The 21,158-nt window shown below is 67.2% G+C and carries 22 protein-coding genes; 13 read left to right on the top strand and 9 right to left on the bottom strand.

Features of this window, described 5'->3' with window-relative positions; translation table 11 throughout:
* Both H7A69_RS14150 and H7A69_RS14145 read right to left on the bottom strand, forming a co-directional pair.
* On the bottom strand, positions 1–348 hold a 348-nt coding region (locus tag H7A69_RS14150; protein ID WP_182047565.1), incomplete at its 3' end, for a hypothetical protein.
* Between the two features lie 17 nt (positions 349–365).
* The gene (locus H7A69_RS14145; protein ID WP_182047564.1) at positions 366–926 is read right to left on the bottom strand and encodes a hypothetical protein; all 561 of its coding nucleotides are present in this window, start codon (positions 924–926) and stop codon (positions 366–368) included.
* Between the two features lie 145 nt (positions 927–1,071).
* Here H7A69_RS14145 and H7A69_RS14140 point away from each other — a divergent pair, with 145 nt between their 5' ends.
* Both H7A69_RS14140 and H7A69_RS14135 read left to right on the top strand, forming a co-directional pair.
* The gene (locus H7A69_RS14140) at positions 1,072–2,250 is read left to right on the top strand and encodes a sensor histidine kinase (RefSeq protein ID WP_182047563.1); all 1,179 of its coding nucleotides are present in this window, start codon (positions 1,072–1,074) and stop codon (positions 2,248–2,250) included.
* On the top strand, positions 2,247–2,909 hold the full coding sequence (locus tag H7A69_RS14135) for a response regulator transcription factor (RefSeq protein WP_182047562.1): 663 nt from the start codon (positions 2,247–2,249) through the stop codon (positions 2,907–2,909). Before H7A69_RS14140 ends, H7A69_RS14135 begins: the two co-directional genes overlap by 4 nt.
* Here the strand turns inward: H7A69_RS14135 and H7A69_RS14130 are convergent.
* The 3 genes from H7A69_RS14130 to H7A69_RS14120 all read right to left on the bottom strand — a co-directional run bounded on the left by H7A69_RS14130 (position 2,802) and on the right by H7A69_RS14120 (position 5,794).
* The gene (locus tag H7A69_RS14130; protein WP_182047561.1) at positions 2,802–3,617 is read right to left on the bottom strand and encodes a hypothetical protein; all 816 of its coding nucleotides are present in this window, start codon (positions 3,615–3,617) and stop codon (positions 2,802–2,804) included. The two genes, H7A69_RS14135 and H7A69_RS14130, sit on opposite strands and share 108 nt — an antisense overlap.
* Positions 3,617–4,633, bottom strand: coding sequence for a zinc-dependent alcohol dehydrogenase (locus H7A69_RS14125; protein WP_182047560.1), 1,017 nt, complete (start codon positions 4,631–4,633; stop codon positions 3,617–3,619). Before H7A69_RS14125 ends, H7A69_RS14130 begins: the two co-directional genes overlap by 1 nt.
* A 522-nt stretch (positions 4,634–5,155) precedes the next feature.
* Complete coding sequence (locus H7A69_RS14120) at positions 5,156–5,794, bottom strand: TetR family transcriptional regulator (protein ID WP_182047559.1); 639 nt, start codon at positions 5,792–5,794, stop codon at positions 5,156–5,158.
* Between the two features lie 101 nt (positions 5,795–5,895).
* Here H7A69_RS14120 and H7A69_RS14115 point away from each other — a divergent pair, with 101 nt between their 5' ends.
* The 8 genes from H7A69_RS14115 to H7A69_RS14080 all read left to right on the top strand — a co-directional run bounded on the left by H7A69_RS14115 (position 5,896) and on the right by H7A69_RS14080 (position 12,181).
* A complete protein-coding gene (locus H7A69_RS14115; RefSeq protein WP_182047558.1) occupies positions 5,896–6,711 on the top strand; it encodes an SDR family NAD(P)-dependent oxidoreductase in 816 nt (271 codons plus the stop codon).
* An 86-nt stretch (positions 6,712–6,797) separates the two neighbouring features.
* A complete protein-coding gene (locus H7A69_RS14110) occupies positions 6,798–7,358 on the top strand; it encodes an NADPH-dependent FMN reductase (RefSeq protein WP_182047557.1) in 561 nt (186 codons plus the stop codon).
* 31 nt (positions 7,359–7,389) lie between these two features.
* Positions 7,390–7,797, top strand: coding sequence for a GlcG/HbpS family heme-binding protein (locus tag H7A69_RS14105; RefSeq protein ID WP_182047556.1), 408 nt, complete (start codon positions 7,390–7,392; stop codon positions 7,795–7,797).
* Positions 7,798–7,821: 24 nt separating this feature from the next.
* A complete protein-coding gene (locus tag H7A69_RS14100) occupies positions 7,822–8,439 on the top strand; it encodes a TetR/AcrR family transcriptional regulator (RefSeq protein WP_182047567.1) in 618 nt (205 codons plus the stop codon).
* Positions 8,440–8,465: 26 nt separating this feature from the next.
* Positions 8,466–8,906, top strand: a complete 441-nt coding sequence (locus tag H7A69_RS14095) for a MarR family winged helix-turn-helix transcriptional regulator (RefSeq protein WP_182047555.1) — start codon at positions 8,466–8,468, stop codon at positions 8,904–8,906.
* A gap of 62 nt (positions 8,907–8,968) precedes the next feature.
* Positions 8,969–10,300 carry an MFS transporter gene (locus H7A69_RS14090; RefSeq protein ID WP_259346241.1) on the top strand — a complete coding sequence of 444 codons (1,332 nt, stop codon included), beginning with the start codon at positions 8,969–8,971 and terminating at the stop codon, positions 10,298–10,300.
* Between the two features lie 81 nt (positions 10,301–10,381).
* The gene (locus H7A69_RS14085) at positions 10,382–10,873 is read left to right on the top strand and encodes a CarD family transcriptional regulator (RefSeq protein ID WP_182047566.1); all 492 of its coding nucleotides are present in this window, start codon (positions 10,382–10,384) and stop codon (positions 10,871–10,873) included.
* Positions 10,874–11,329: 456 nt separating this feature from the next.
* Positions 11,330–12,181, top strand: coding sequence for a YfbU family protein (locus H7A69_RS14080; RefSeq protein ID WP_182047553.1), 852 nt, complete (start codon positions 11,330–11,332; stop codon positions 12,179–12,181).
* On the opposite strand, the gene H7A69_RS14075 is transcribed toward H7A69_RS14080, so the two are convergent.
* Positions 12,116–12,679, bottom strand: a complete 564-nt coding sequence (locus tag H7A69_RS14075) for a TetR/AcrR family transcriptional regulator (protein ID WP_182047552.1) — start codon at positions 12,677–12,679, stop codon at positions 12,116–12,118. The genes H7A69_RS14080 and H7A69_RS14075 overlap by 66 nt on opposite strands.
* 109 nt (positions 12,680–12,788) lie before the next feature.
* Here H7A69_RS14075 and H7A69_RS14070 point away from each other — a divergent pair, with 109 nt between their 5' ends.
* Positions 12,789–14,267, top strand: a complete 1,479-nt coding sequence (locus tag H7A69_RS14070) for an MFS transporter (protein WP_182047551.1) — start codon at positions 12,789–12,791, stop codon at positions 14,265–14,267.
* Between the two features lie 493 nt (positions 14,268–14,760).
* On the opposite strand, the gene H7A69_RS14065 is transcribed toward H7A69_RS14070, so the two are convergent.
* Together H7A69_RS14065 and H7A69_RS14060 are read right to left on the bottom strand one after the other, a co-directional pair.
* Complete coding sequence (locus tag H7A69_RS14065; RefSeq protein WP_182047550.1) at positions 14,761–16,605, bottom strand: flavin-containing monooxygenase; 1,845 nt, start codon at positions 16,603–16,605, stop codon at positions 14,761–14,763.
* 102 nt (positions 16,606–16,707) lie between these two features.
* On the bottom strand, positions 16,708–17,466 hold the full coding sequence (locus tag H7A69_RS14060; protein WP_182047549.1) for an SDR family NAD(P)-dependent oxidoreductase: 759 nt from the start codon (positions 17,464–17,466) through the stop codon (positions 16,708–16,710).
* A gap of 69 nt (positions 17,467–17,535) precedes the next feature.
* On the opposite strand from H7A69_RS14060, the gene H7A69_RS14055 reads away from it, so the two are divergent.
* Both H7A69_RS14055 and H7A69_RS14050 read left to right on the top strand, forming a co-directional pair.
* Entirely contained in the window at positions 17,536–18,123 is a 588-nt protein-coding gene (locus H7A69_RS14055) for a TetR/AcrR family transcriptional regulator (protein ID WP_182047548.1), read from the top strand.
* Positions 18,124–18,553: 430 nt separating this feature from the next.
* The gene (locus H7A69_RS14050) at positions 18,554–20,323 is read left to right on the top strand and encodes a choice-of-anchor D domain-containing protein (protein WP_182047547.1); all 1,770 of its coding nucleotides are present in this window, start codon (positions 18,554–18,556) and stop codon (positions 20,321–20,323) included.
* 346 nt (positions 20,324–20,669) lie between these two features.
* Here the strand turns inward: H7A69_RS14050 and H7A69_RS14045 are convergent, their stop codons facing one another.
* Entirely contained in the window at positions 20,670–20,987 is a 318-nt protein-coding gene (locus tag H7A69_RS14045) for a hypothetical protein (protein WP_182047546.1), read from the bottom strand.
* Positions 20,988–21,158: the final 171 nt, after the last annotated feature.

Genomic DNA, 21,158 nt, shown 5'->3' with positions numbered 1-21,158 from the left:
CAGGCCGCCGAGCGCGACCGCCAGCACGGCGACCGCGGAGCCGGCGGTGGCGATGACACCGGCGAGGCGGGCCGGCTGCTGCTCGAGGGCGGCGATCCGGGCGAGCGCGCGCTCGGCCCGGCGCTCGAGGATCGGTTGCGCCGGTGTCGGCCCGGTCCGCAGACGTTGCAGCAGCAGGGAGGTCGTGCCAAGCCGTCCGCCCTGCACGGTCACCGTCCAGCCGAACTGCTCCAGCGTGTGCCGGTGGAGCGGCACGAACGCCGTCGGAGCGTATGCCACCCGGGTCTCCAGGTGGCTGGGAGTGAGCGGGGGCAGGACGACGCCGGTGCGGGCGATGGTGTTCGGCATCTTGGTTCCCGCCGGGATCAGACGGTGCGGCGGCGGCTGGCGGCCTCGCACGCGCCGTAGACGACGTCAAACTGGCGGTCGATGGCCGGACGGATCCGCTTCGTGCGCGCCGCGCGGACGAGGTGGAAGGCCACCGGAGCGATCGCCCAGTTGACCAGGCCGCCGGCTCCGACGAGAAACACCGTGACTGGGTCGAGCCCGCCGAGCAGGTCGGGGACGGCGACGGTGTCCTGCATGGCGAACACTGAGCCGGCCAGCAGGACGCTGCCGATCGCGCCGAGGGCGTACGCGACGACCATCGCCGCGGTCGTGCGGGAGCGTTCGAGGGAGTCGATCGTGGCCAGGGCGGTCTCGGCGTTCTGCTGGAGCTCGGTCAGTTCGACGGAGCGGACGGAACGCTCGCGGCGGAGGCCGAGGGCGCGCCGGCGAGTTAGTCCGGCCGTCCGGTCCGCGCCGTCGGGCCTCCAGCCGAAGTTGCGGTAAGTGTCGGCGTACAGGGCGTCTTTGCCGCGCGGCACGGCAACGGTGCAGTAGTCGTATGTGGTGGCAACGGGAGCGGCGGTGTCGGTCAGGGTCATGGTGGTTCCTCCGGTCGGTGCCGGATCGTCCCGGCCTGGTGTCGATCGTCCCGGAAACGGCGACCAGGGGGATCCCTGATCGGCGGTACCTCCGGCTACTGCGTTCGCAGTAGCAGGAGCGCCGACCGCACGTCAGGATGAGTGCATGCGGCGACTGCGGGCGATCTGGGGTTCGTGGCGCTCGGATGACCGCTGGGTGTTCCGCGGCACGGCTGCGGTCGTCCTGCTCGCGTGCGCGATCGAGTCGGGCCGGGTAATCGCGGCCGAGGCCGGACCGGGACCCGGCGTCGCGGTCGCAGCGACCGTGCTCGCGGTCGTCGCGGCACCGTTGACACCGTGGACGGCGCTCGGTCTCGCCACGGTCGCCCCCGTGCTCGGCGGCCTATTCGGTTGGTCACCGATCGTGACGTGGAGCTGCGCGGTGCTGCTGCTGTTCGCGGTGTCCTCGCGCGAGGGGCACCCGGTCCGCGCCGCGGCGATCGTCGCGCCCGGTGTGGTCGTCGGCACACTCCTCGCTCCGGGAGAGGGCGGCGCGGTCCCGACCGCCCTGGGCGCGCTCATCTCCGTCGTCGCCGCGGCCGCGATCGGTGCCGGACTGCGTGTCCAGCACCAGTACAGGGCGTCATTGGAGCAGCGCGCTGCGGATGCCCTCGCCACGCGCGAGCTCGAGGCGGAACGCCGCGTGGCCGAGGAACGGATGCGGATCGCGCGGGACCTGCACGACGTCATCGGGCACGAGATCGCGGTGGTCAGCATGCAGCTCGGGGTCGCCGAGGTCACCCTGCCCGCCGGCGCGGACGAGGCCCGCCGCGCGCTGGACGCCGCTCGGGACGGCGTGCGGAACGTCCTGACGGAGACCCAGCACGTCCTGACGGTACTCCGCTCGGCGTCGGGCAATGGCGCCGAGCTCGACGACCCGACGGCACCTGCCCCAGGCATCGCGCAGCTCCCGGGACTGGTCGCGTCGTACGAACGGATCGGCCTCAACGTCCATGCCCGACTGGACGACGTCGGTCCGATCTCCGTGCCGATCGGGGTGACGGTCTACCGGGTACTGCAGGAGTCGCTCACCAACGCCCATCGACACGGCGAGGGCCGGACGACCGTCACCCTCGCCCGAGCCGGTGACGACCTGGTGCTCGAGGTCCGCAACCCCCGTCGCCGGACCCCGGCGAGCGAGCCCGTCGCGGGCCGGACCGGCGGGCTCGGCCTGGTCGGCATGCGCGAACGCGTCGCGGCCGCCGGGGGGTCCGTCCAGGCCGCGGCGGACGGCGTGCTGTTCGTCGTCCGCGTCCACCTGCCCACCGCGAACGGAGCACGATGACCACACGCGTGATCCTGGTCGACGACCAGGACATGATCCGACTGGGGCTCCGCGCGATCCTCGACCGGCAGGACGGCATCGAGGTCGTCGGCGAGGCCGGGGACGGACTCGACGCGGTACAGACGGCGCTGTCGGTCCCGGCGGACGTCGTCATGATGGACATCCGGATGCCGGGCATCGACGGCGTTGAGGCGACCCGACGGATCCGCGCCGAACGCACTGCCGAGCAGGTCCGCATCGTCATGCTGACGACCTTCGACCAGGACGAACTCGTCTTCGCTGCGCTGCGTGCCGGGGCGAACGGGTTCCTCAGCAAGGCCGCGGGACCCGCTGAGCTCGTCGCGGCGATCGAGGAGGTCGCAGCGGGCGGAGGAGCCCTGTCCGCGGCGGCCGCAGCCGCCCTGATCGGACAGGTCGCCAGCACACCCGCCTCCTCCGTCGACCCCGAGATGACCCGGCGTTTCGAAACTCTCACCGCTCGCGAGCGCGACGTCGTAGCCATGGTCAGCCGCGGTCAGGGCATCGACGCCATCAGCGCCGAGCTGTTCCTCTCACCGCTCACGGTCAAGACCCACGTGAACCGGGCCATGGCGAAGGTCGATGCCCGCGACCGCGCCCAGCTCGTCGCGTTCGCCTTCCAGGCCGGCCTGGTCGACTGACGCCGACGCCGACGCCGACACCGAAGCCGGCCGAGGCGCCGGCGCTCCCGGGAACCGCCGCAGCGCCATCGCGAGTCCGATCACCGCGGCCACACCGCCGAGGAACACTCCGCTGGCACCGGTGGACGCAGCGGCGGTCTCGGCGCTGCCCGCGAACGAGAGCAACGCCGACTGGACCAGCACGAGCAGGACCACCGCGGCGGCGACGTTCACAAGCTTCGTCGCCTCGACGAGCGGCTCCCCGTCCTTGCGCGCGGACGCCGCGCCCCAGACCCCGATCCCCAGCTCCGCGAACGTCGCGGCCGCTATGACGATCGCCACCCACTCGTCGTAAGACACCGGGTGCGCTCGTCCGACGAGCATCGGCACGCTGCACCCGACGAACACGATCGACATCGCGGTCACGGCGCCTCCGATCCACCGGTGGCCGGCCTGCCGGAACCGCATCCGGTCGCCGTTCGTGTCGTCGAGCGCGAACGACAACCGGTGTCGGCGGACGGCCCAGACCTTCGCGGCTGCGACCCCGAGCGTGAAGAACACCGTCGCGGCGAGGAACAACGAGGGAGCGGCGCAGAACAGGACGACCTTCCACCCCGCCATCACAAGGCTGCCCGGCACCGACAGCACGGCGAGCACGAGCCCGCGCCGCGGCCGGTCCCGCCACACCGTGACGGCGTACTGCACGGCGACCTTCCTCGTCACCGGCATCAGTCGAACGTGACGACGACCTTGTCGGCCGCCCCCGGGGTCGCCGCCACCCGGAGGGCCTCGAGCACGTCGCTCGCCGGGAAGACGTCGCTGACGATCCGCGCGTAGGCCTCGGGGTTCGCGATGATGTGCTCGGTGACGTCGAAGATCTCGGTCGGGTACCCCATGGCCGTCACGATCGTCGGCTCGACGGCCAACAGGTCACCGAAGTCGACCTCGACGGGCCGCTTGTGCACCGCCACGACACCGATGGTCGCGCGGTGCTTCGCCAGTCGCAACGCCGTCTGCACGGTGGCGGGCACCCCGGCGGCGTCGAGCCAGACGTCGGTGCCGGCCTTACCACCGTGCCCGACGCCGTCGCGTGCTTCGCCGTGCAGGGCGATCAGACGCTCGTCGAGTGGCTCCTCAGCCGAGTTCACGACGGCATCGGCTCCGACGAGCAGGGCCTTCTCGAGCCGCGACGCGATCACGTCGACGACGACCACGTGCCCGACGCCGAGCGCCTTGTAGCTGATCACGGCACCCAGCCCGATCGGGCCGGCACCGAACACGACGACCGTGTCACCGGGCTGTGGCGCGGTCCGGTTCACGGCGTGCAGGGCGACCGCCATCGGCTCGTTGAGCGCAGCCACCTGCCAGGGGAGGTCCTTCGGGACGAGCACGACGCTGGTGCCGAGCACGGCCTGCTCGATGAGCAGGAATTCGGAGAGCCCGCCGGTGGGGCCCCCGTTGCCGATGATCCCGCGGGGATCACCCATCGGGTTCACGACGACGTGGTCGCCGACGGCGATGCCCTCAACGGCGTCGCCGACGACCGCGACCTCACCGGCGACCTCGTGCCCGAGGGGTGTGTGCCCCTCACGCGGCGGGATGCCGCCGCGGGCGGCGTAGAAGGCGTCGGAGCCGCAGACCCCGCACGCCTTGACGGCGATCAGAACGTCGGCGGGGCCGACCTCGGGGACGGGCTCGTCGCGGATCTCGACGGATCCGGGGCCGGTGACGACGACGGTGCGCATGGTGCTCCTCACGTCACGAGCACGGGCGGCTCGGGACGGAACCATCTGACCAAGACGGCGACGCGCCCGCGTACTGCAATCGCAGTAGAGCCTGGTCGTTGGACGGGAGGCATGTGGCAGGCCATTGGGTACCGCCCGTCCTCGTTCCCGGGCCGCGACAGTCCGGAACGCAGGATGCGCGTCGGACGGGTGCAGCAACGCGGTCCAAATCTCAGTCATCGATTGGCTAACGAGACGGGTCGAGCTCGGTCCACGAATGAGCCCACCAACACGTGTTACCCGAGCCAACCTACGGCACATTTCTTGAATTACACCCCCGGCGAGGCATGATGGACGGCATCGGGGGGACGGGCAGGCTGGGGCTGGCTATTCCGACAACGTCTACCTCGGCCCTACGACGAAACCGGAGAGCAACTCAGCCACCTAGCGAGAAGTTCTCGTTATCTGCGCCGGCGAAGACTGACCCAGCGTCTAACACCTATGGGACCGCAATCAGCTTCTAACGCCGTGGCTTTCGAACGCTCATACAGGTACAGGTGCAGGTGCAGGTGCAGGTGCAGGTGCAGTGTCGATCGTGAAGGTGCCCATCGCGCGGTCGAGATAGACCCCGAACGGCTGCGACTGTTCAGACTGAATCCACGACGCGCGCGCCGCTTGCATGCAAGCAAACGCTGCGCCGACGACAGCAGCGGGGCGAGGATCGGATGCTGGATGATCGAGCCGTGTGGCCACTCGCTCGATCAAGAGCGCCTGCACGCGCTGGAGCTTCTCGAGGTACCGTGCTGTCAGCTGAGGAGTAGCCTGCACAATTCGGTCCATCGCTTCATAGCGGGCGCGCTGCCGCTCGTCTTGGACGTAGTCCAAAGTGAGATCAAACACCCGTCGTAGAGAGTCCCAGACCGGTTCGTCGGTGGGCCGAGCATCCAGAGCATCTGCCATACGGTCGCCGAAGAGGTCGTACTTCCCGATGACGAGGTCATCCTTGGATGGGAAGTAGCGGAAGAACGTGCGCTTCGACATGCCCGCGGCAGCTGCGATCTGATCCACCGTCGTGGCTTCGTACCCGTACTCGAGGAAGAGGTCCTGCGCAACCGTCGTCAGCTCGGTCTGCGCAAGACGCCGCGTGCGTTCACGAATCGGTACCGGGTGCTCCTCGCTCATTCCCACAGCATACGCCCAGGACGCGAAGTTGACACCCGGTGTCGTTTGCGGCGTATGGTTGCGCAGGCGTCATGAGGACGCATCAGAGGAGGAAGAGCATCATGAGCAAGGTTTGGTTCGTCACCGGCGCCTCGAAGGGGTTCGGTCGGGAGTTCGTCGTTGCAGCACTACAGCGCGGCGACAAGGTCGCAGCGACCGCTCGGAATACTGACACCCTGGCCGACCTGGTTGAGCAGTACGGCGACGCCGTACTTCCGATCCAGCTCGACGTCACCAATCGAGACCAGGCATTCGCCGCGGTCACGGCCGCTCATGAGGCATTCGGCTCGTTGGATGTCGTCATCAATAACGCCGGGTACGGACTCTTCGGCACCGTCGAGGAGATCACCGAGCAGCAACTGCGGGACCAGCTCGAGACCAACCTGTTCGGCGTCTTCCACGTCACCCAGGCCGCCCTGCCAATCCTCCGCGCGCAGGGTTCGGGTCACATCATCCAGATCTCCACCGTGGGCGGAGTCGGAGCGTTCCCGACGCTCGGCGGTTACCACGCTTCGAAGTGGGCACTCGAGGGTCTGACTGAGTCCCTCTCGCAGGAAGTCGCTGCATTCGGCATCAAGGTGACCCTGATCGAGCCTGGCGGCTTCGCAACAGACTGGGGCAGCGCCTCGGCAACCGTCGCGGACGCGCAGCCGCAGTACGCGGGCATCCACGACGCCATGAGCAAGATGGCTGGAGGGGCCCAGCCCGAGCCGGTCGGTTTCGGGTCCGCCATCATGAAGGTCGTCGACGCCGAAAAGGCACCGCTGCGCGTGTTCTTCGGCGAGAGCCCCACGCAGATGATCCCCCGCATCTACCAGCAGCGCCTCGACGAGTGGGCGGAGTGGGCCCCCGTCTCCCGCGAAGCAGAAGGCAAGTAGCACCCCACGCACCGGAGGGGCGGGTCACTCTCGACCCGTCCCTCCGCCGCACTCCCCGCACGCGACACTCTCGAAACGACGGACTCATGGCTTCCTTGAACATCGCAATCATCGTTGGCAGCACTCGCCCCGGCCGCTACGGTGCCGCCGTCGCCGCGTGGGTGTACGAACAGGCATCCGGTCGTGCCGATGCGCGCTACGAGGTCATCGACCTCGAGCGCACGAAGCTTCCCTTGCTCGACGAATCCGTCCCCGCGCTCCTTGGACAGTACGAACACCAGCACACACGGGATTGGGCAGCCACTGTTGCGCGATTCGACGGGTTCGTGTTCGTCACTCCCGAGTACAACCACTCCACTTCCCCCGCACTGTTGAACGCGCTCGACTATGTCTACGGAGAGTGGAACAACAAGGCGGCAGCGTTCGTCAGTTACGGCACCAGCTACGGCGTCCGAGCCGTCGAGCACCTCCGCGGCGTCGTCGGGGAACTCCAAATGGCGGACATCCGCAACCAGGTCCGGTTGCAGCTGCCCGGCAACTTCCCCGACCGAGTCTTCACTCCAAGCCCCGAGCACCACCAGCAAGCCGCCGACCTCTTCGACCAGCTTGAACGCTGGGCCGGTGCGCTGCGCGCCGTCCGATCCTGAACCCCAGCCGCTTAACCCTCGAGAAGACACAATGACTTACCTCACCCACGAACATGCCCGGCGCATGATCGACGCCGCTCTGGCCGCTGCCGCAGCAGAAGGACTTCGGGTCAGCGTCGCCATCACCGACGCCGGCGGCCACCTCCTCGCTTTCAATCGTGCTGAGACAGCAAACCTCGCCACGATTGACATCGCCATCCAAAAAGCCCGCACCGCTGTCTTCTTCCAAGCCCCCACCCGGTACGTCACCGCCGCGATGCAGCCCGGTGGCGCGATCTACACGGCGCAGCACACCTCCGGAGGCCTCTCGGCGATCCCAGGTGGCATCCCCGTCGTCGACGAGGACGAAGCCATGATCGGCGCCATCGGAATCTCCGGAGGAAGCGCTGAACAAGACGACGCGATCGCTGCGTCCGCCGTCGCATGCTCTAGTGCGTAGCGCATCTTTGGGCCAGTGTTCGATATGACCCCCGAGGCGACCGCGCGAGGGGCAGTCGCGTTGGGCGACACATCGCATCGTGGCCGAAAGAAGTTGCGCGTTTGGCAGCAGCTCCATGACGCTGCTCTCCGACTGACACTGACTAACGGACTAGCAGACGTCACGGTTCAGCAGATCTGCCACGAAGCGGACGTGGCACCGCGCACCTTCTTCAACTACTTCCAATCGAAGCACGACGCCGCGCTCGGGTTGAATCTCGCTCGCGCCCTCATCGGAACACCAGAACCGCATCCTTCACCTGACGACGGTGTCCTCGACGAACTCTGCTTCGTCGTCGCACGAGCGCTGACGCGGATACCAAACCACACGCGGACGCGGGCCCTCCTAGCGCGCCGACCAGAGCTGAAGAATGCGGCACTGCTCTGGACAGCATCGCTGCACACCGAGCTCGTCACGCTCGCAGAGCGACGGACCACACCAGCAGCAGCGCGCCTCTCCGCGCTCATCGTCCTGGCTGCTCTCGTCGAGTTCGGGCACCGCCCCTTCCCAACGCCTCCGGACGTGAGCACAGCCAAAGAGCAGCTCCTGCGACTCGTCGACGAGTTGCAGGCCGCGTCACAGTCGCTTAGTTCGTGCAACTGATCAGTTTGATGTAACGTCCCGCTTCGATGAACGAGAATCCCGAGATCGCGGACACTGCCGCGTTCACCGACGCGCTCCGGCTGACGCTGCGCCCGCTCTTGCGCGGGCTGCTTGCTGATCGGGTGATCCCGCTGGGACAGCTGGGTGTCCTGCAGCAGTTGTCGGTCCACGACTCGACGACCGCCAAGGAGCTCGCAGTCGCGGAACGTGTCTCACCGCAGTCGATGACCGTCCTTGTCCGAGAGCTACGGGAAAAGGGACTGGTTGCAGCGACGCCAGACAACTCTGACGGCCGCAAAGTGCGCCTGTCGATCACCGTTGCGGGCAAGAACCAGCTGGATTCCGAACGCACCCGGTCAAGTGGATGGCTCAACAAGGCGGTCGCTGCGCAGCTGAGCGCGGCAGAGATCGAGACCATCAAAGCTGCGCTTCCCGCTCTAAAAAAACTCGGGAAGGTGCGCGACTGATGGCGAAACCCACACGGCCACTTCTGTTACCCGGCCTGGTCTGGGCGGCACTATCCACTTCAGTGATTGGCTCCCTCGGACTGCTGCTCATTCCGATCATCGCCCGCGAGTTGCACGTTGAAGTCGCCACGGCACAGTGGCTCCTGACCGCAAACCTGCTCGTTGGCGCGATCGCCACTCCGATCGTCGGTCGACTCTCCGACGGGGTAGCCGCGAAACGGCTCCTCATCGTCGTGCTGTCGCTCATCTTGGTCGGATCGGTCGTGGCAGCAACAGCCGCATCCTTCCCGCAGCTGCTCATCGGCCGCGTCCTTCAAGGGTTTTCCTACTCAGTCATCCCCGTGACAATCACGCTGCTACGCCGACACGAAGACACCGTCCGCGTCCCCGGGGGCATCTCCGCGCTCTCCGTCACCGCTGCAACCGGCGTGGGTATCGGATACCCGATCACCGGCATCATCGCCGCGTCCTTTGACTTCCGCTTCGCGTTCTGGTTCGCAGCAATCTTCGTCGCCACAGCGCTCACGGTGGTCGCCGTCGTTGTTCCCAACAACAACTCGCCAGCCACAAAGCGGGGCGCGTTCGACTACGGCGGAGCCATCTTGCTCAGTGTCGGACTCGGGTCTCTCGTCCTCGGCGTCAGCGAGGGACCCAACCAGGGGTGGACCTCACCCTGGACAATCGGGCTGTTCATCCTCACCGTCACAGCCCTGGCTGTGTGGGTCTTCGTCGAGCTCCGTTCGTCCCACCCGCTGATCCGACTCGGTGTCCTACGTCACACTGATGTCCTCCTAGCGAACGGCACCGCGCTCGGTTTGGGTTCGGCCATGTACATCGGGCTGTCCGTCGTCAGCCTCGTTGCACAAGCGCCGCGACAGAGCGGATTTGGCCTCGCGCTCCCCTTGTTCTGGGCCGGTTTCGTAATGCTGCCGCTCTCCCTCGGAAGCCAACTCGCCACACGCGCCGCACGGTCCCTGAGCCGTCGTATCTCGAACACCGCGCTGCTGCCCATCGGAGCCGCGCTCGTGACTGCCTCCAACGGCTTCATGCTCATCGGACATACGCAGCTCTGGGACATCCTCGTCGGCATGTTCCTGTTCGGACTCGGTATCGGTACCACCTTCGCGGCGATGCCCACACTGATCTCCCGCAGCGTCGCTGTCGCCGAGCTCGGGAGCACAGTCAGCTTCAACCAGGTCCTCCGCACCATCGGCGGGAGCCTCGGAAGCGCAGTCGCTGGCGCAATCCTGGCGGCCACCACAACGGGCGGCGGCGGAGTCAGCAACACCGGCATCAGCACGGCGTTCGGAGTCAGTGCCGGCGCCTGCCTTCTCGTCTTCGTTGGCCTCCTCGTCCACGACATCACCAGCCGCGGACGCGGCCGCAGCCTGTGAAGCCCCTCCGTATTGAAGAAGCCATCTTCGCCACAACTCCCGATCCTCTCGGGAATCCTCAAGTAGCAGCAGGAGTCCGTCATCGACACTGAGCCCGGAGTAGTTCTCATCCATCCCAGACACGGAGCGGTCACCGTGCGAGGTGTCGAGCAGCGCGTACTGCAGGGGACACCCACCCAGATGCTCGTCCTCGAGTCCGAACAGCACCGAATGCGCATACACGTTCCGATCACCGAGCTTGAGAACGTGGGTCTCCGAGAAGTTATTGGTGGCGACACACTCGAACAGATCCGCGGAGTTCTTGCTGAAGACTTCATTGAGGAACCAACAAACTGGTCACGGCGGTTCAAGAGCTACGAGCAGAAGCTCAGCAGCGGCAGCATCGTGGGCCTCGCCGAAGTCGTACGCGATCTCACACGCCGGTCCGCAGAACGTTCCATCTCTGCAGGCGAGAAACGAATGCTCGAGTCTAGTAGAACCCACCTGTGCTCCGAACTTGCCCTGGTCCCAGAGATTGGTGGGGGGGCCGAAGCGCAGGCGTACCTCGACGCTGCTATCCGTGGCGAGCAGTGACAACGACGCAGTTCGCTGTGGATCAGAGATACCTCGGCCGGGCAGATCGTGGTGCGCCACTGGAGACATGAGAAAGACGGGATCCGTCCCTGCTGTGGTGTGGTGCGCGCGGACCCCGTCCCGAGTCGTGCGTTCGCAAGCGTCGTGACCCGAATACGTCGCTGTCAGCGCACTCCGCGGGACCCTGATCCGGCCGAGCGAAAACGACTCGGGATGAGGATGCACGACGCCTGAGAACTCTTCAAGAACAGCGGCACAAGAAATGCGTCGTGGGTCAAAAGCGGTCGATTCCGTCCACTTGACCGCAGGGCCAGTGCCTACTAGCGTAAGACGGTACACGCTTTGCGTCATGCGAGACGACGAAAGTGGCTACAATCACTATCCGGGTTTGGCGACGAAATCCGAGATGCGGCTGCGCGGCGAGCCACGGAAGACGGCGTCACCCTCAGCGACTTCGTGCGCGATTTCATCCGAGAAGCAGTGGTGCCGCTTGGCGACCGGCCCGAGCGAGACGGATATGTCCCTGACTCGCTCAGCGCGAAGGACCGCCACGTTTTCTCACTGCTCCACCGCATCCTCGGACGGGTGCTCCCAGAGGACGAGAACGACGTCGACGGAGACAAGGACTACCAGCTCGATCGCGCACGAGTACTCGAAGCGGGTCTAACTCAGGAGTACTGGGTGGAGTCCGCAGGCATCGCGAACGAGCTAAGCAAGCGCGACTCGCAACGGGTCATGGACATCCTCGATATGTTCCGTATCGCTGGCTTCGGTGTGACCGAGCTGCAGAAGCAGGGCATCTCCGTGCCGAGTGAATTGACGTCGACGCTGCGTTACCAAGGCTTCGACTTCAACGATGAGCTTGAAGGCAAGATGGGGAGCTACGTCGAGTATCTCGTCAACAAGGGACGCTGGCAGGAGCATGCCGGCTTCATCAACAGCCACGACGGGGGCAACTCTCACGCGTGTATCTTGGTTGCGTACATGCGGATGCTGGCCGAGTATCGCCGCATCCGGGAACGGCGTCGTCCAGAGTGGGCGGCAGCGGCTACGCCCTCACCCTCGAAGAGCTGCAAGCGATCGCGCGCGAGTGGGTCCACCCGGACCGCCGCCGATGATCGCGCTCACCTCGTCGAAGGGCGCCTCGAAGTGAGCACGCTGTTCGTCGACGAGTCGAAGAGCAGGGCCTACACGATGGTCGCCACGGTCGTCGTTCCCGGCGACCAGACTGCGCTTCCGGTGTCACAGCACCAGCAGTGCGTGGAGTGCAGCTCGCAACGGCGCACGCAGCAGTGCTTCGTCTGCTGACGCGAGCGGTTCGACCCGGGTCGCCGTCCGCATCATCGTCATGCCGAGCACGACCGAGAGCGCAATCTGCGCCCGCACGAGCAGCGCATCGTCCGGCGACCCGGCCCGGTCCGGCACCGCCGCGGCCGTGAGGCGCTCGGCGTGGTGCCGCAGGGTCTCCCGTCGGATGACGTCCACGCGGTCGTCCCCCGTGCTCCGCACTAGGAGCAGCAGCTGCATCGAGTCCTCGTCCGTCGGTGAGCTGACGACGTGGTCGACCAGGTCGTCGAGCACCCGGTCGAGGTTCCGGATGTCGGGCTGGAGACCGCCCGCCGCCCGGTCGAGGCAGGCTCGGAAGAGCCCTTCCTTCGACACGAAGTACCGGTTGATGAGCGCCACGTTCACGCCGGCGTCGGCAGCGATGTCCCGCACGGTCGTTGCGCGGTACCCGTCGAATGCGAAGCGACGTCGAGCGGCTCCGACCAGGAGCAGTCGGGTGGCGGCGGCGTCCTTGTTCATGAGTGCATCGTACCGGCGCGGCCCAGCGTGTAAGCACGTGTTGACATCCGGCTGAAGCCACGTACCCTCGTCAAGTCAGCAGTTGTTTACATTGATCGACCGGAGCACGATGACCGAGACCAGGGAGCGCCCGCGGACCGGGACCCACCCCACCACCACCGAGGGTCGCCGACCGAACAGCACGGCGATCGTCCTCTACCTGTCGCTCGGCGGTCTGTCCTTCGCCGTGCTGCAGTCGCTCGTCGCTCCGGCGCTGTCGACGATCGGCCGGGACCTCGGCGCGTCCACCAGCGCGACGAGCTGGGTGCTCACCGCCTACCTGTTGTCCGCTTCGGTCCTCACCCCGATCCTCGGGCGTCTCGGCGACATGGTCGGCAAGCGCAAGGTGCTCATCGTCGTGCTGGCGGTCCTGCTCGTCGGCGCCGTGCTCGCCGCGCTCGCGCCGAACCTCGGGGTCCTGATTGTCGGCCGTGCCCTGCAGGGAGCGGCCGGTGCGGTGATGCCCCTGTCGATCGGTATCGTCCGCGACGAGCTGCCCAAGGAGAGGGTCAGCGTGACCATCGGCCTGCTCTCGGCGATCTTCGGCATCGGCGCCGGTGTCGGCATCGTCGCTGCCGGCCCGATCGTCGAGCACCTGTCGTGGCACTGGCTGTTCTGGCTGCCCGCCGTGCTCGTCGTGATTGCTCTGCTCGGCGCGGTCTTCGGCATGCCTGAGTCCCCCGTCCGCAAGCCCGGCCGTCTCGACGTGGCCGGCACCCTGGTGCTCGGCGTCGCCCTCGTCGCGGTCCTGCTCGCCGTCAGCGAGGGCCAGACCTGGGGTTGGGGCGACGTGAAGACCGTCGGCCTGCTCGTGCTCGGTGGCGTCGCGCTGATCGCGTTCGTGTTCGTGGAGCTCAGGGTTGCGGAGCCGCTCATCGACGTCCGACTGTTCGCCGTCCGGGGCGTCTGGACCGCGCACGTGGTGGCGCTCGTCTTTGGCTTCGCGATGTTCGGCACGTTCGTCCTCGTCCCGACGCTGTTGCAGCTGCCGACCGCCGTCGGGTATGGCTTCGGGAAGGACGTCACGCAGGCGGGGCTCTTCCTCCTGCCCACCGTCGTGATGATGGTGATCGCCGGTCCCATCGCGGGCGTCCTCGTCCGCAAGGTGGGACCGAAGGTACCGCTCGTTCTCGGCGGCATCGCGATCGTCGCCGCGTTCGTCGTCCCCGCCGTCTCGCACGCCGAGATCTGGCAGGTCGTGCTGTCCGGCGTACTGACCGGCGTGGCGATCGGCCTGGCCCTGGCCGCGTGCTCGAACGCGATCATCGAGAGCGTCCCCGCGAACCAGACCGGTGAGGCCATCAGCGCCAACACCGTCGTCCGCACGATCGGCTCGAGCGTCGGGACCGCGGTCATCGCGGCGCTGATCACCTCGCACAGCACGCCGCAGGGGCTGCCGACCGACGACGCCTTCACAATCGGCTTTTGGGCCTGCGCCGGTGTCGGCGCACTCGCGCTGGTCGGCGCGCTCGTCGCCCCATCGGTGCGGGCCCGCCGCGCAGCGGCGGTGCGCGGTGGTGTGACGGACCTGCTGGAGGACGCCCAGTAGCGACGCCCACAGAGGACGGACGGGAGGCGCGGTGCGAGCTGGCACCGCGCCTCCCTCTGCCGTCTTCAAATTACGGTGCCTCGCAGTCAGGGATGGGTCCTTGCCGGCACCCGACCCGGGGGGGCTCGCTCCTAACGCATCGGGAGATGACGGGCCCACCGAAGAGCCTCGCCGCGGGCGACCGAGCAGCAAGACCTCAGCAGTAAGCAGGAGCCACATCAAGTCAGCGTCACCGCTCCTGTCGGCCGCCGTTCAAACTGTTCGGCACTCAGCAGCAGAGACAGTCCCACGCGTACTTCTGTCCGGATTCACTGCCATCTCACTTGTCCAACCCACCGCAGACTGACGCTGCTCCTTGCTTTCACCGTGACCGGGAGCTCGTGCGCTGAGTCACCGTCGCAGCAGTGCTGCCGACCGTTCACGGTCGGCGCCACTGGTCTGTCGCAACTCGGGCGGCGAGAACAGGCCAACTCTGGCGGTGAACCCTGAGGAGCTACACGGCGACGCGAGGTCCCGGTCGCACCATAACCTCTTCGATCCGCTCCGCCCGCCACGCAGCGAGGACCTCGCGGAACACGACGGGTCCGGGTCCGAATGACGTGTTCCCGGACGACGCGGTGCCCTCGCGGTTGTAGTACCCCGGCGTGCACTCGGCGCAGAACCGGTAGTTGTCGATCGCGACCTCGCGGATGGTCGCGACCCAGGCGCCCTGCGCGGCGACGGTGGGCTCGACGTACCGAACCCCCATCGCTCGCGCTCGCGCAACGCGGACGACCTCAGCGACGTGCTCCGCCTGGTCCTGCAGGATGTGGACGAAGTTCACGGAGTTCGCGTTCTGCAGCGGCCCGAGCTGGAATAGGTTCGGGAACCCGTGCGTCGTGAAGCCGTGCAGGGTACGTGGTCCGTGTGTCGCCCAGGTCTCGAGCAGCGTCGTCCCGTCGCGGCCGTACACCGGCAAGGAGCCGGACAGCACCCCGGAGACGCCGACGTCGAACCCGGTCGCGAAGACGACGCAGTCGACCTCGTACTCGGTGTCGCCGACGACGACTCCGGTCTCGGTCATGCGCGTGATCCCACCGGTGTCGGCCGTGTCGACGAGCGCGACGTTCGGCTCGTTGAACGCTTGCAGGTACAGGTCGCTGAACCCCGGGCGCTTGCACATGTAGCGGTACCAGGGCTTGAGGGCCTCGGCGGCCGCCGGATCCTCGACGATCTCGTCGACCCGGGCGCGCAACTCGTTCATCTTCCGGAAGTCGAGGAGCTCGTCGAGCCGTTCCCGTTCGGTGGGGTCGACGGACTCGTCGACCGTGCCGGTGATCGTAGTCCGCTGGATGCGGGCAGTCTCGGTCCACCCGTCCCGGGTGAGGTCCTCGTCGACGCGGTCGCGGGAGATGGTCCGGATGAAGTTCTCCTGCCGTTCGCGCTGCCACCCGGGCCGCAACGACGCGGCCCACGCGGGGTCGGTGCGCCGGTTGTCGCGGACGCCGATCGTCGACGGGGTGCGCTGGAACACGGTCAGCTGCGACGCGTCGCGCGCGAGGTGCGGGACGACCTGGATGCCGGTGGCGCCGGTGCCGATCACGGCGACCCGCTTATCGGCGAGGCCGGTCAGTCCGCCGTCTGCGGTGCCGCCGGTGTAGCCGTAGTCCCATCGGCTGGTGTGGAAGGTGTGCCCGCGGAACGTGTCGACGCCGGGGATGCCGGGGAGCTTCGGCTCGGTCAGGGTCCCGGAGGACGTGATGACGAAGCGGGCGCGGAACCGGTCGCCCCGGTCGGTGGCGACGAACCACACGGCCTCGTCCTCGTCCCACCGGAGCTCGGTGGCGCGCGTCTGGAACAGCACGTCGCGGTAGAGGTCGAACGTCTGCCCGATCGCCATCGCGTGCTGACGGATCTCCTCACCGGGGGCGTACCGCCACTTAGGGACGGTGCCGACCTCCTCGAGCAGCGGCATGTACACGCACGACTCGATGTCGCAGTGGATGCCCGGGTACCGGTTCCAGTACCAGGTGCCGCCGAAGTCACCGGCCTCGTCCATCATCCGGATGTCATGGACGCCGGCCTCCCGCAACCGCGCCGCGGTGACGAGTCCCCCGAAGCCGCCGCCGATGACGAGCACCTCGACCTCGGTCGTCACCGGCTCCCGCTCGGTCCTCGGCGTGTACGGGTCCTTGGCGTAGTAGCCGAACGATCCGCGGGTGGCTCGGTACTGACGGGCGCCGTCGGGACGGATCCGACGGTCGCGCTCCTGTCGGTACCTGGCCCGGAGCGCGTCGACGTCAATCTCGGCCGCCAGCCGGTCGGCCTCGGTCCTGGTCAGGGTCGTGGCGTCGGTCATGCGTTCCTCCCTCGTTGGTTCCCGGATCTCTGCCGGTCTGCCTGCCTGGAGGCGCGTGGCGGCGTCGCCACGCGCCTCCAGGCCGTCTCGTGGTCGCGTCCGTCAGACGACGGACCAGCCGCCGTCGCTCGGCAGGACCGCGCCGTTGACGTTCGCCGAGTCGTCGCTGAGCAGCCAGGTAATCGCCGCGGCGAGCTGCTCGGGCTGGGCCACCGGCGGGATAGTGGTCTGCATGATCGGACCGACGCGGCCCGCGGCGTACTCGCTGCGCATGGGCGCCTCGATGTTCGTCGCGACCGCGCCGGGTGCCACGGCGTTTGCGCGGATGCCCTGCGGCCCGTGGAAGAACGCGACGCTCTTCGTGAAGCCGGCGATGGCGTGCTTCGACGCGGTGTACGCCGCGCCCGCGGCGGACGCACGGAGCGCCGCCTCCGACGCGACGTTGACGACGGCTCCGCTGCCAGCGGAGATCATGAGCGGCAGCACGGCGCGGGTGAGTCGCATCGGTCCGGTGACGTTAACGCCGAAGACACGCTCCCAGGTGGCGTCGTCGACCTCGCTCGGCGGCAGGAAGGCGTCCATGATGCCCGCGACGTTCGCCAGGCCGTCGACCCGGTCGCCTACGGCGCCGATGATTGCATCAATCGTCTCGGCCGCCACGACGTCGCCCAGCACCGTCTCCACGTCCGCTCCGGCGAGCTCGGTGCGCAGCGCATCAAGCCGCTCGGCGACGACGTCGGTTGCGATGACATGGCCGCCCTCGTGTGCGATCCGGGTCGCGGTGGCGCGCCCGATACCCGAGCCGGCTCCGGTAACGATGATGGTCTTGCCGACGAATCGTCCGGCGGTGGTGTCGGTCATGTGGTCTCCTCACTGAGAGGCGCGTCCTGCGCCGATCTCAGTTGTAGCACTCAGTGCCGAAAGGAAACCATGAGCTCGCCGACCGACCGACCGACGGGACGACCCCGGACGATCGACCCCGACGCGGTCTCGCTCGTCGCACTCCGGCTCTTCAACGAGCAGGGGTTCGACACCGTGTCGATGGACGACGTCGCCATCGCGGCCGAGGTCAGCCGCCGCTCCCTGTTCCGCCTCTTCCCGAGCAAGGCCGCGCTCGTGTGGGCCGGAATCGACGAGTTCGCCACCCGGTTCACCGCGGCCCTCGACGCCCGACCCGCCTCCGAAACATCAGACGCCGCACTGCGGGCCGCGTACCGGATCGCGGCGACGTTCCCCGATGCCGCGGTCGAGGTCACCCGTCGGCGCTTCCGCGTCATCGCGGCGAATCCCACGCTCGAGCACATCGGCGACCCGACCATCGCGAGGCTGGCGTCGAGGATCGTCGAGTTCGTCGCCGACCGCGACGGAGCCCAGATCACATCGCTCGGGGTCGCCGTGCGCGCACGCATCCTCGCCTCAGCCGCATCGGCAGCCCTCGCGTGGTGGGCGCAGCACGGAACGGGCCGGCCGGAGGATGCAGTCGACGCCGCGCTCAAACTCGTGCCGGATCTACGCTGAGGCGCGCGCCGCGCGCTCCTGTTGGCGCGATTGGTCTCCGACGAAAGGCGCAGCGTGGGCTGGCTCTCTTCCATCGATTGGCCCGACGACGCTGTCAAACGACGTGTCTAACGCCGTATTTCAGACGAGTTGGTGTGGCAGTCGGACAAATTAGCTAGCGGACGACAGTCGCCGCAATCGATGCACGGTCGCGCACGATCCCAGTTCCGATAATAGTTCTTCTCGGAACGTTTCAGCGGCGGGGGAAGCGACAGAGGACAAAGCCACCCGGCGCCCGTCACACAATGTCGGGTAAAGGTCCCGGCGGCGGCCGACGTAAGCGAAACCCGGCCAGACATCGGATCGGCGTCGCTTCGAGCGCGCTCAGGAGTAGCGTCTGCACCGCCACCACCTGTCCCGGGGTGCGCACGGGGACAGAACGGACCACGCAATGCAGCGCATCGCCCGCTCGGCAGCACTCGGTGCTGCCGCGCTTCTCACGGTCGGGCTCATCAGCACATCAGGCGTCGTACCGGCTGAGGCTGCCACTCAGACCGGAGGGGTGCTGCAGATCCTCTCCCCGCACTACTCCGACCGCGGCACACCGCAATTCGCCGACGGGTCGAACGTGCAGCGGTACCTCTCCGACACGACCCGCGGTATCGACGCTCGGATGTCTGTCTCGAGCACCAGCAGCGCCTCGTTCATCCTGACGCCACCGGACGACAAGCCGTTGACCACCGGGGTGTACCGCCTCGTCGGGCAGCAGCCGTACGGTGCGAAGGTGCCCACGCTGGCGATCAACGGGGAGTACGTATACGGCGAGTTTGACATCATCGACATCGCTTCCGACCCCACCAACGGCACGATCACCCGCTTCGACGGCATCGTTCCGGGAATCGGTGAGTTCCGGTTCGGGGAAGACACTGCCGGATCCGTCATCTTCGGCGCTCGAAACATCGTCTTCGCGAAGACCTTCATCGGACTGCCCAAGACGATGCAGGTCAAGACGGTGCACAACACCGGATCTGCACCGGTCGCGCTCGGTGCGCCCGCCGTCAGCGGACTGCACGCCGCATCCTTCTCGGTCAGCGGTAGCACTTGCACGGCCACTCTCGCTGCCGGGGCAAGCTGCTCGTTCATGGTCGGTTTCGCGCCGAAGACTCCTGGTCCGGCCACCGCCGCTGTCAGCATGAGGGTCGGAACGGCAACCCGAAGCGTGCCCCTCACCGGTTCGGCATTCCTCGGCACGAGCGGTATGACCTCTTCCGGGAAGGGCATCGTTGATAAGGGCAAGACGACCAAGGTCACCAGTGCGAACACGGCCATGACCGTCGTGTCCAGTGCATACGGGTGGACGTTCAACGCGGATCGACTCGATGGCTCGGGTAGCGCGCTCAACCTCCGACTCACGACCCCGAACAAAACGCCATTCCCGGTCGGCACGACGAGGACCACCGTCAGCGGCGCGTACAGCCTCGTCGACACTGTGAACTCCAGTGGTTGCGACTCAAACGGTACGGTCACCGTGAAGCAGTTCACACTCGATGCCTTGACCGGGCTGCCGGACACGGTGGACATGTCGTTCACGCAATACTGCAACAACGGCGAGAAGCTGCCACAGACCGGCATTTTGCAGTGGCAAGCTCGTGCGGACGTCACAGCTCCGGCAGCCCCAAGCTCGGTCGCGGTCTCAGCGGCGGCGCCCCGGAGAGTCACCTGGAAGGCGTCGACGTCGAAGGACGCGAAGTCCGTTGTTGCGCGACTCGTACAGGGTTCCGGCGCGAACGTGACCCCACAGAGCGGCACCCCGCTGACGGTGATCGGTACCTCAGCGGCTGTGCCGTCGGTACCCGCGGGGCAGCAGTACACGGTCGCGGTGTTCGCCGTCGATGCGACCGGAAACGTCAGCAAAGCCGCAACCACCCGGTTTGGTACTGCTCCGGTGACGGTGATGGCGCCCGGCCGACCGACCATCACCAGCACCACCGACGGCACCGGGTCTGTGACGGTGGCGTTCACGGCGCCGGACAACGACGGCGGACTGCCGATCACTAGTTACATCCTGTCCACCACGTACGGCTCGTACACGGTGAGCGGTTCGTCAAGTCCGCTGACCCTCACCGACATGCCCGCTGGCAACAACATGGTGCGGGTCACAGCAGTCAACGCCGCAGGGAATGGAGCCGCCTCCTACGCGGTACCCATCAGCCCGAAGTAGCGCGGATACTCAATCACCCTGCGTCCGCTTGCTGGAAAGACCGACCCTTGCGGCCCGTGCGCGCGGCGTGCTCGTTAAAACTGTCGCGGCTGCTCCGAGCCGCCCAGTAGCGCGGCCACCCCGCGGGCGATTCGTCGAGCAGGGCGCCGGAGCGCGGCGACATCCGCCCGAAGGACTGGGGCATCGGCTACGGCCAGAACGGTGCCGAAACACACAACCTCAATCTTGCGCCCACAGGCACTGGCGCGGCGAGAACATGGTTCCGATAGACGATCGACTAGCGAACGCGCTCGACACTGCCACAAGCGGCCGAGTGCTGGATGGATGCCCGACCAGCCGAGAGGCATCACTGCAACAGGGATTGCACCGCGTTCCACAGATCGAACTGCTTACCGCCCGCGAGGAGCGCGCCAGCTTTCTTGTAACGGTAGTTGGTCGCGCCAGGCATGCCTGCGCCGAGCAATCGGACACTGCCGACGAGGTGACCATCACCGGCGCTCGTCACCTTCCAGTCCGAGGGAGATCCGACCGGTGGGCCTTCGCAGGTGACCACGTAACGGTGTCCCGTGTCGGTCTCGACTTCGAACTGCTGTACGTGGTCGAGGTCGGCGTCACGGTCCTGAGTTCGGCCGTGGACTGTCACCGATTTGATATTCGCTTGCACTGCTCGAGCTTCCTCGCTCTCCGAGGCGGGTGACCAGCTAGGGATGCTTGGGTTCAGCTGGTCGTTGCAACACCACCGTGAATCGGAGTGTTGCAGATGGGATCGAGGCTGGAGCACCGTGCCCGGGAGGCGCGGTTCTGGGAGCTACTCGGACGGGGCATGAGCAGGCCT

Source organism: Curtobacterium sp. ME26, from assembly GCF_903970945.1.
GTDB classification, from domain to species: domain Bacteria; phylum Actinomycetota; class Actinomycetes; order Actinomycetales; family Microbacteriaceae; genus Curtobacterium; species Curtobacterium citri.
The sequence above is the reverse complement of the archived record's forward strand: the minus strand, read 5'-3'. Positions and strand labels throughout refer to the sequence as shown.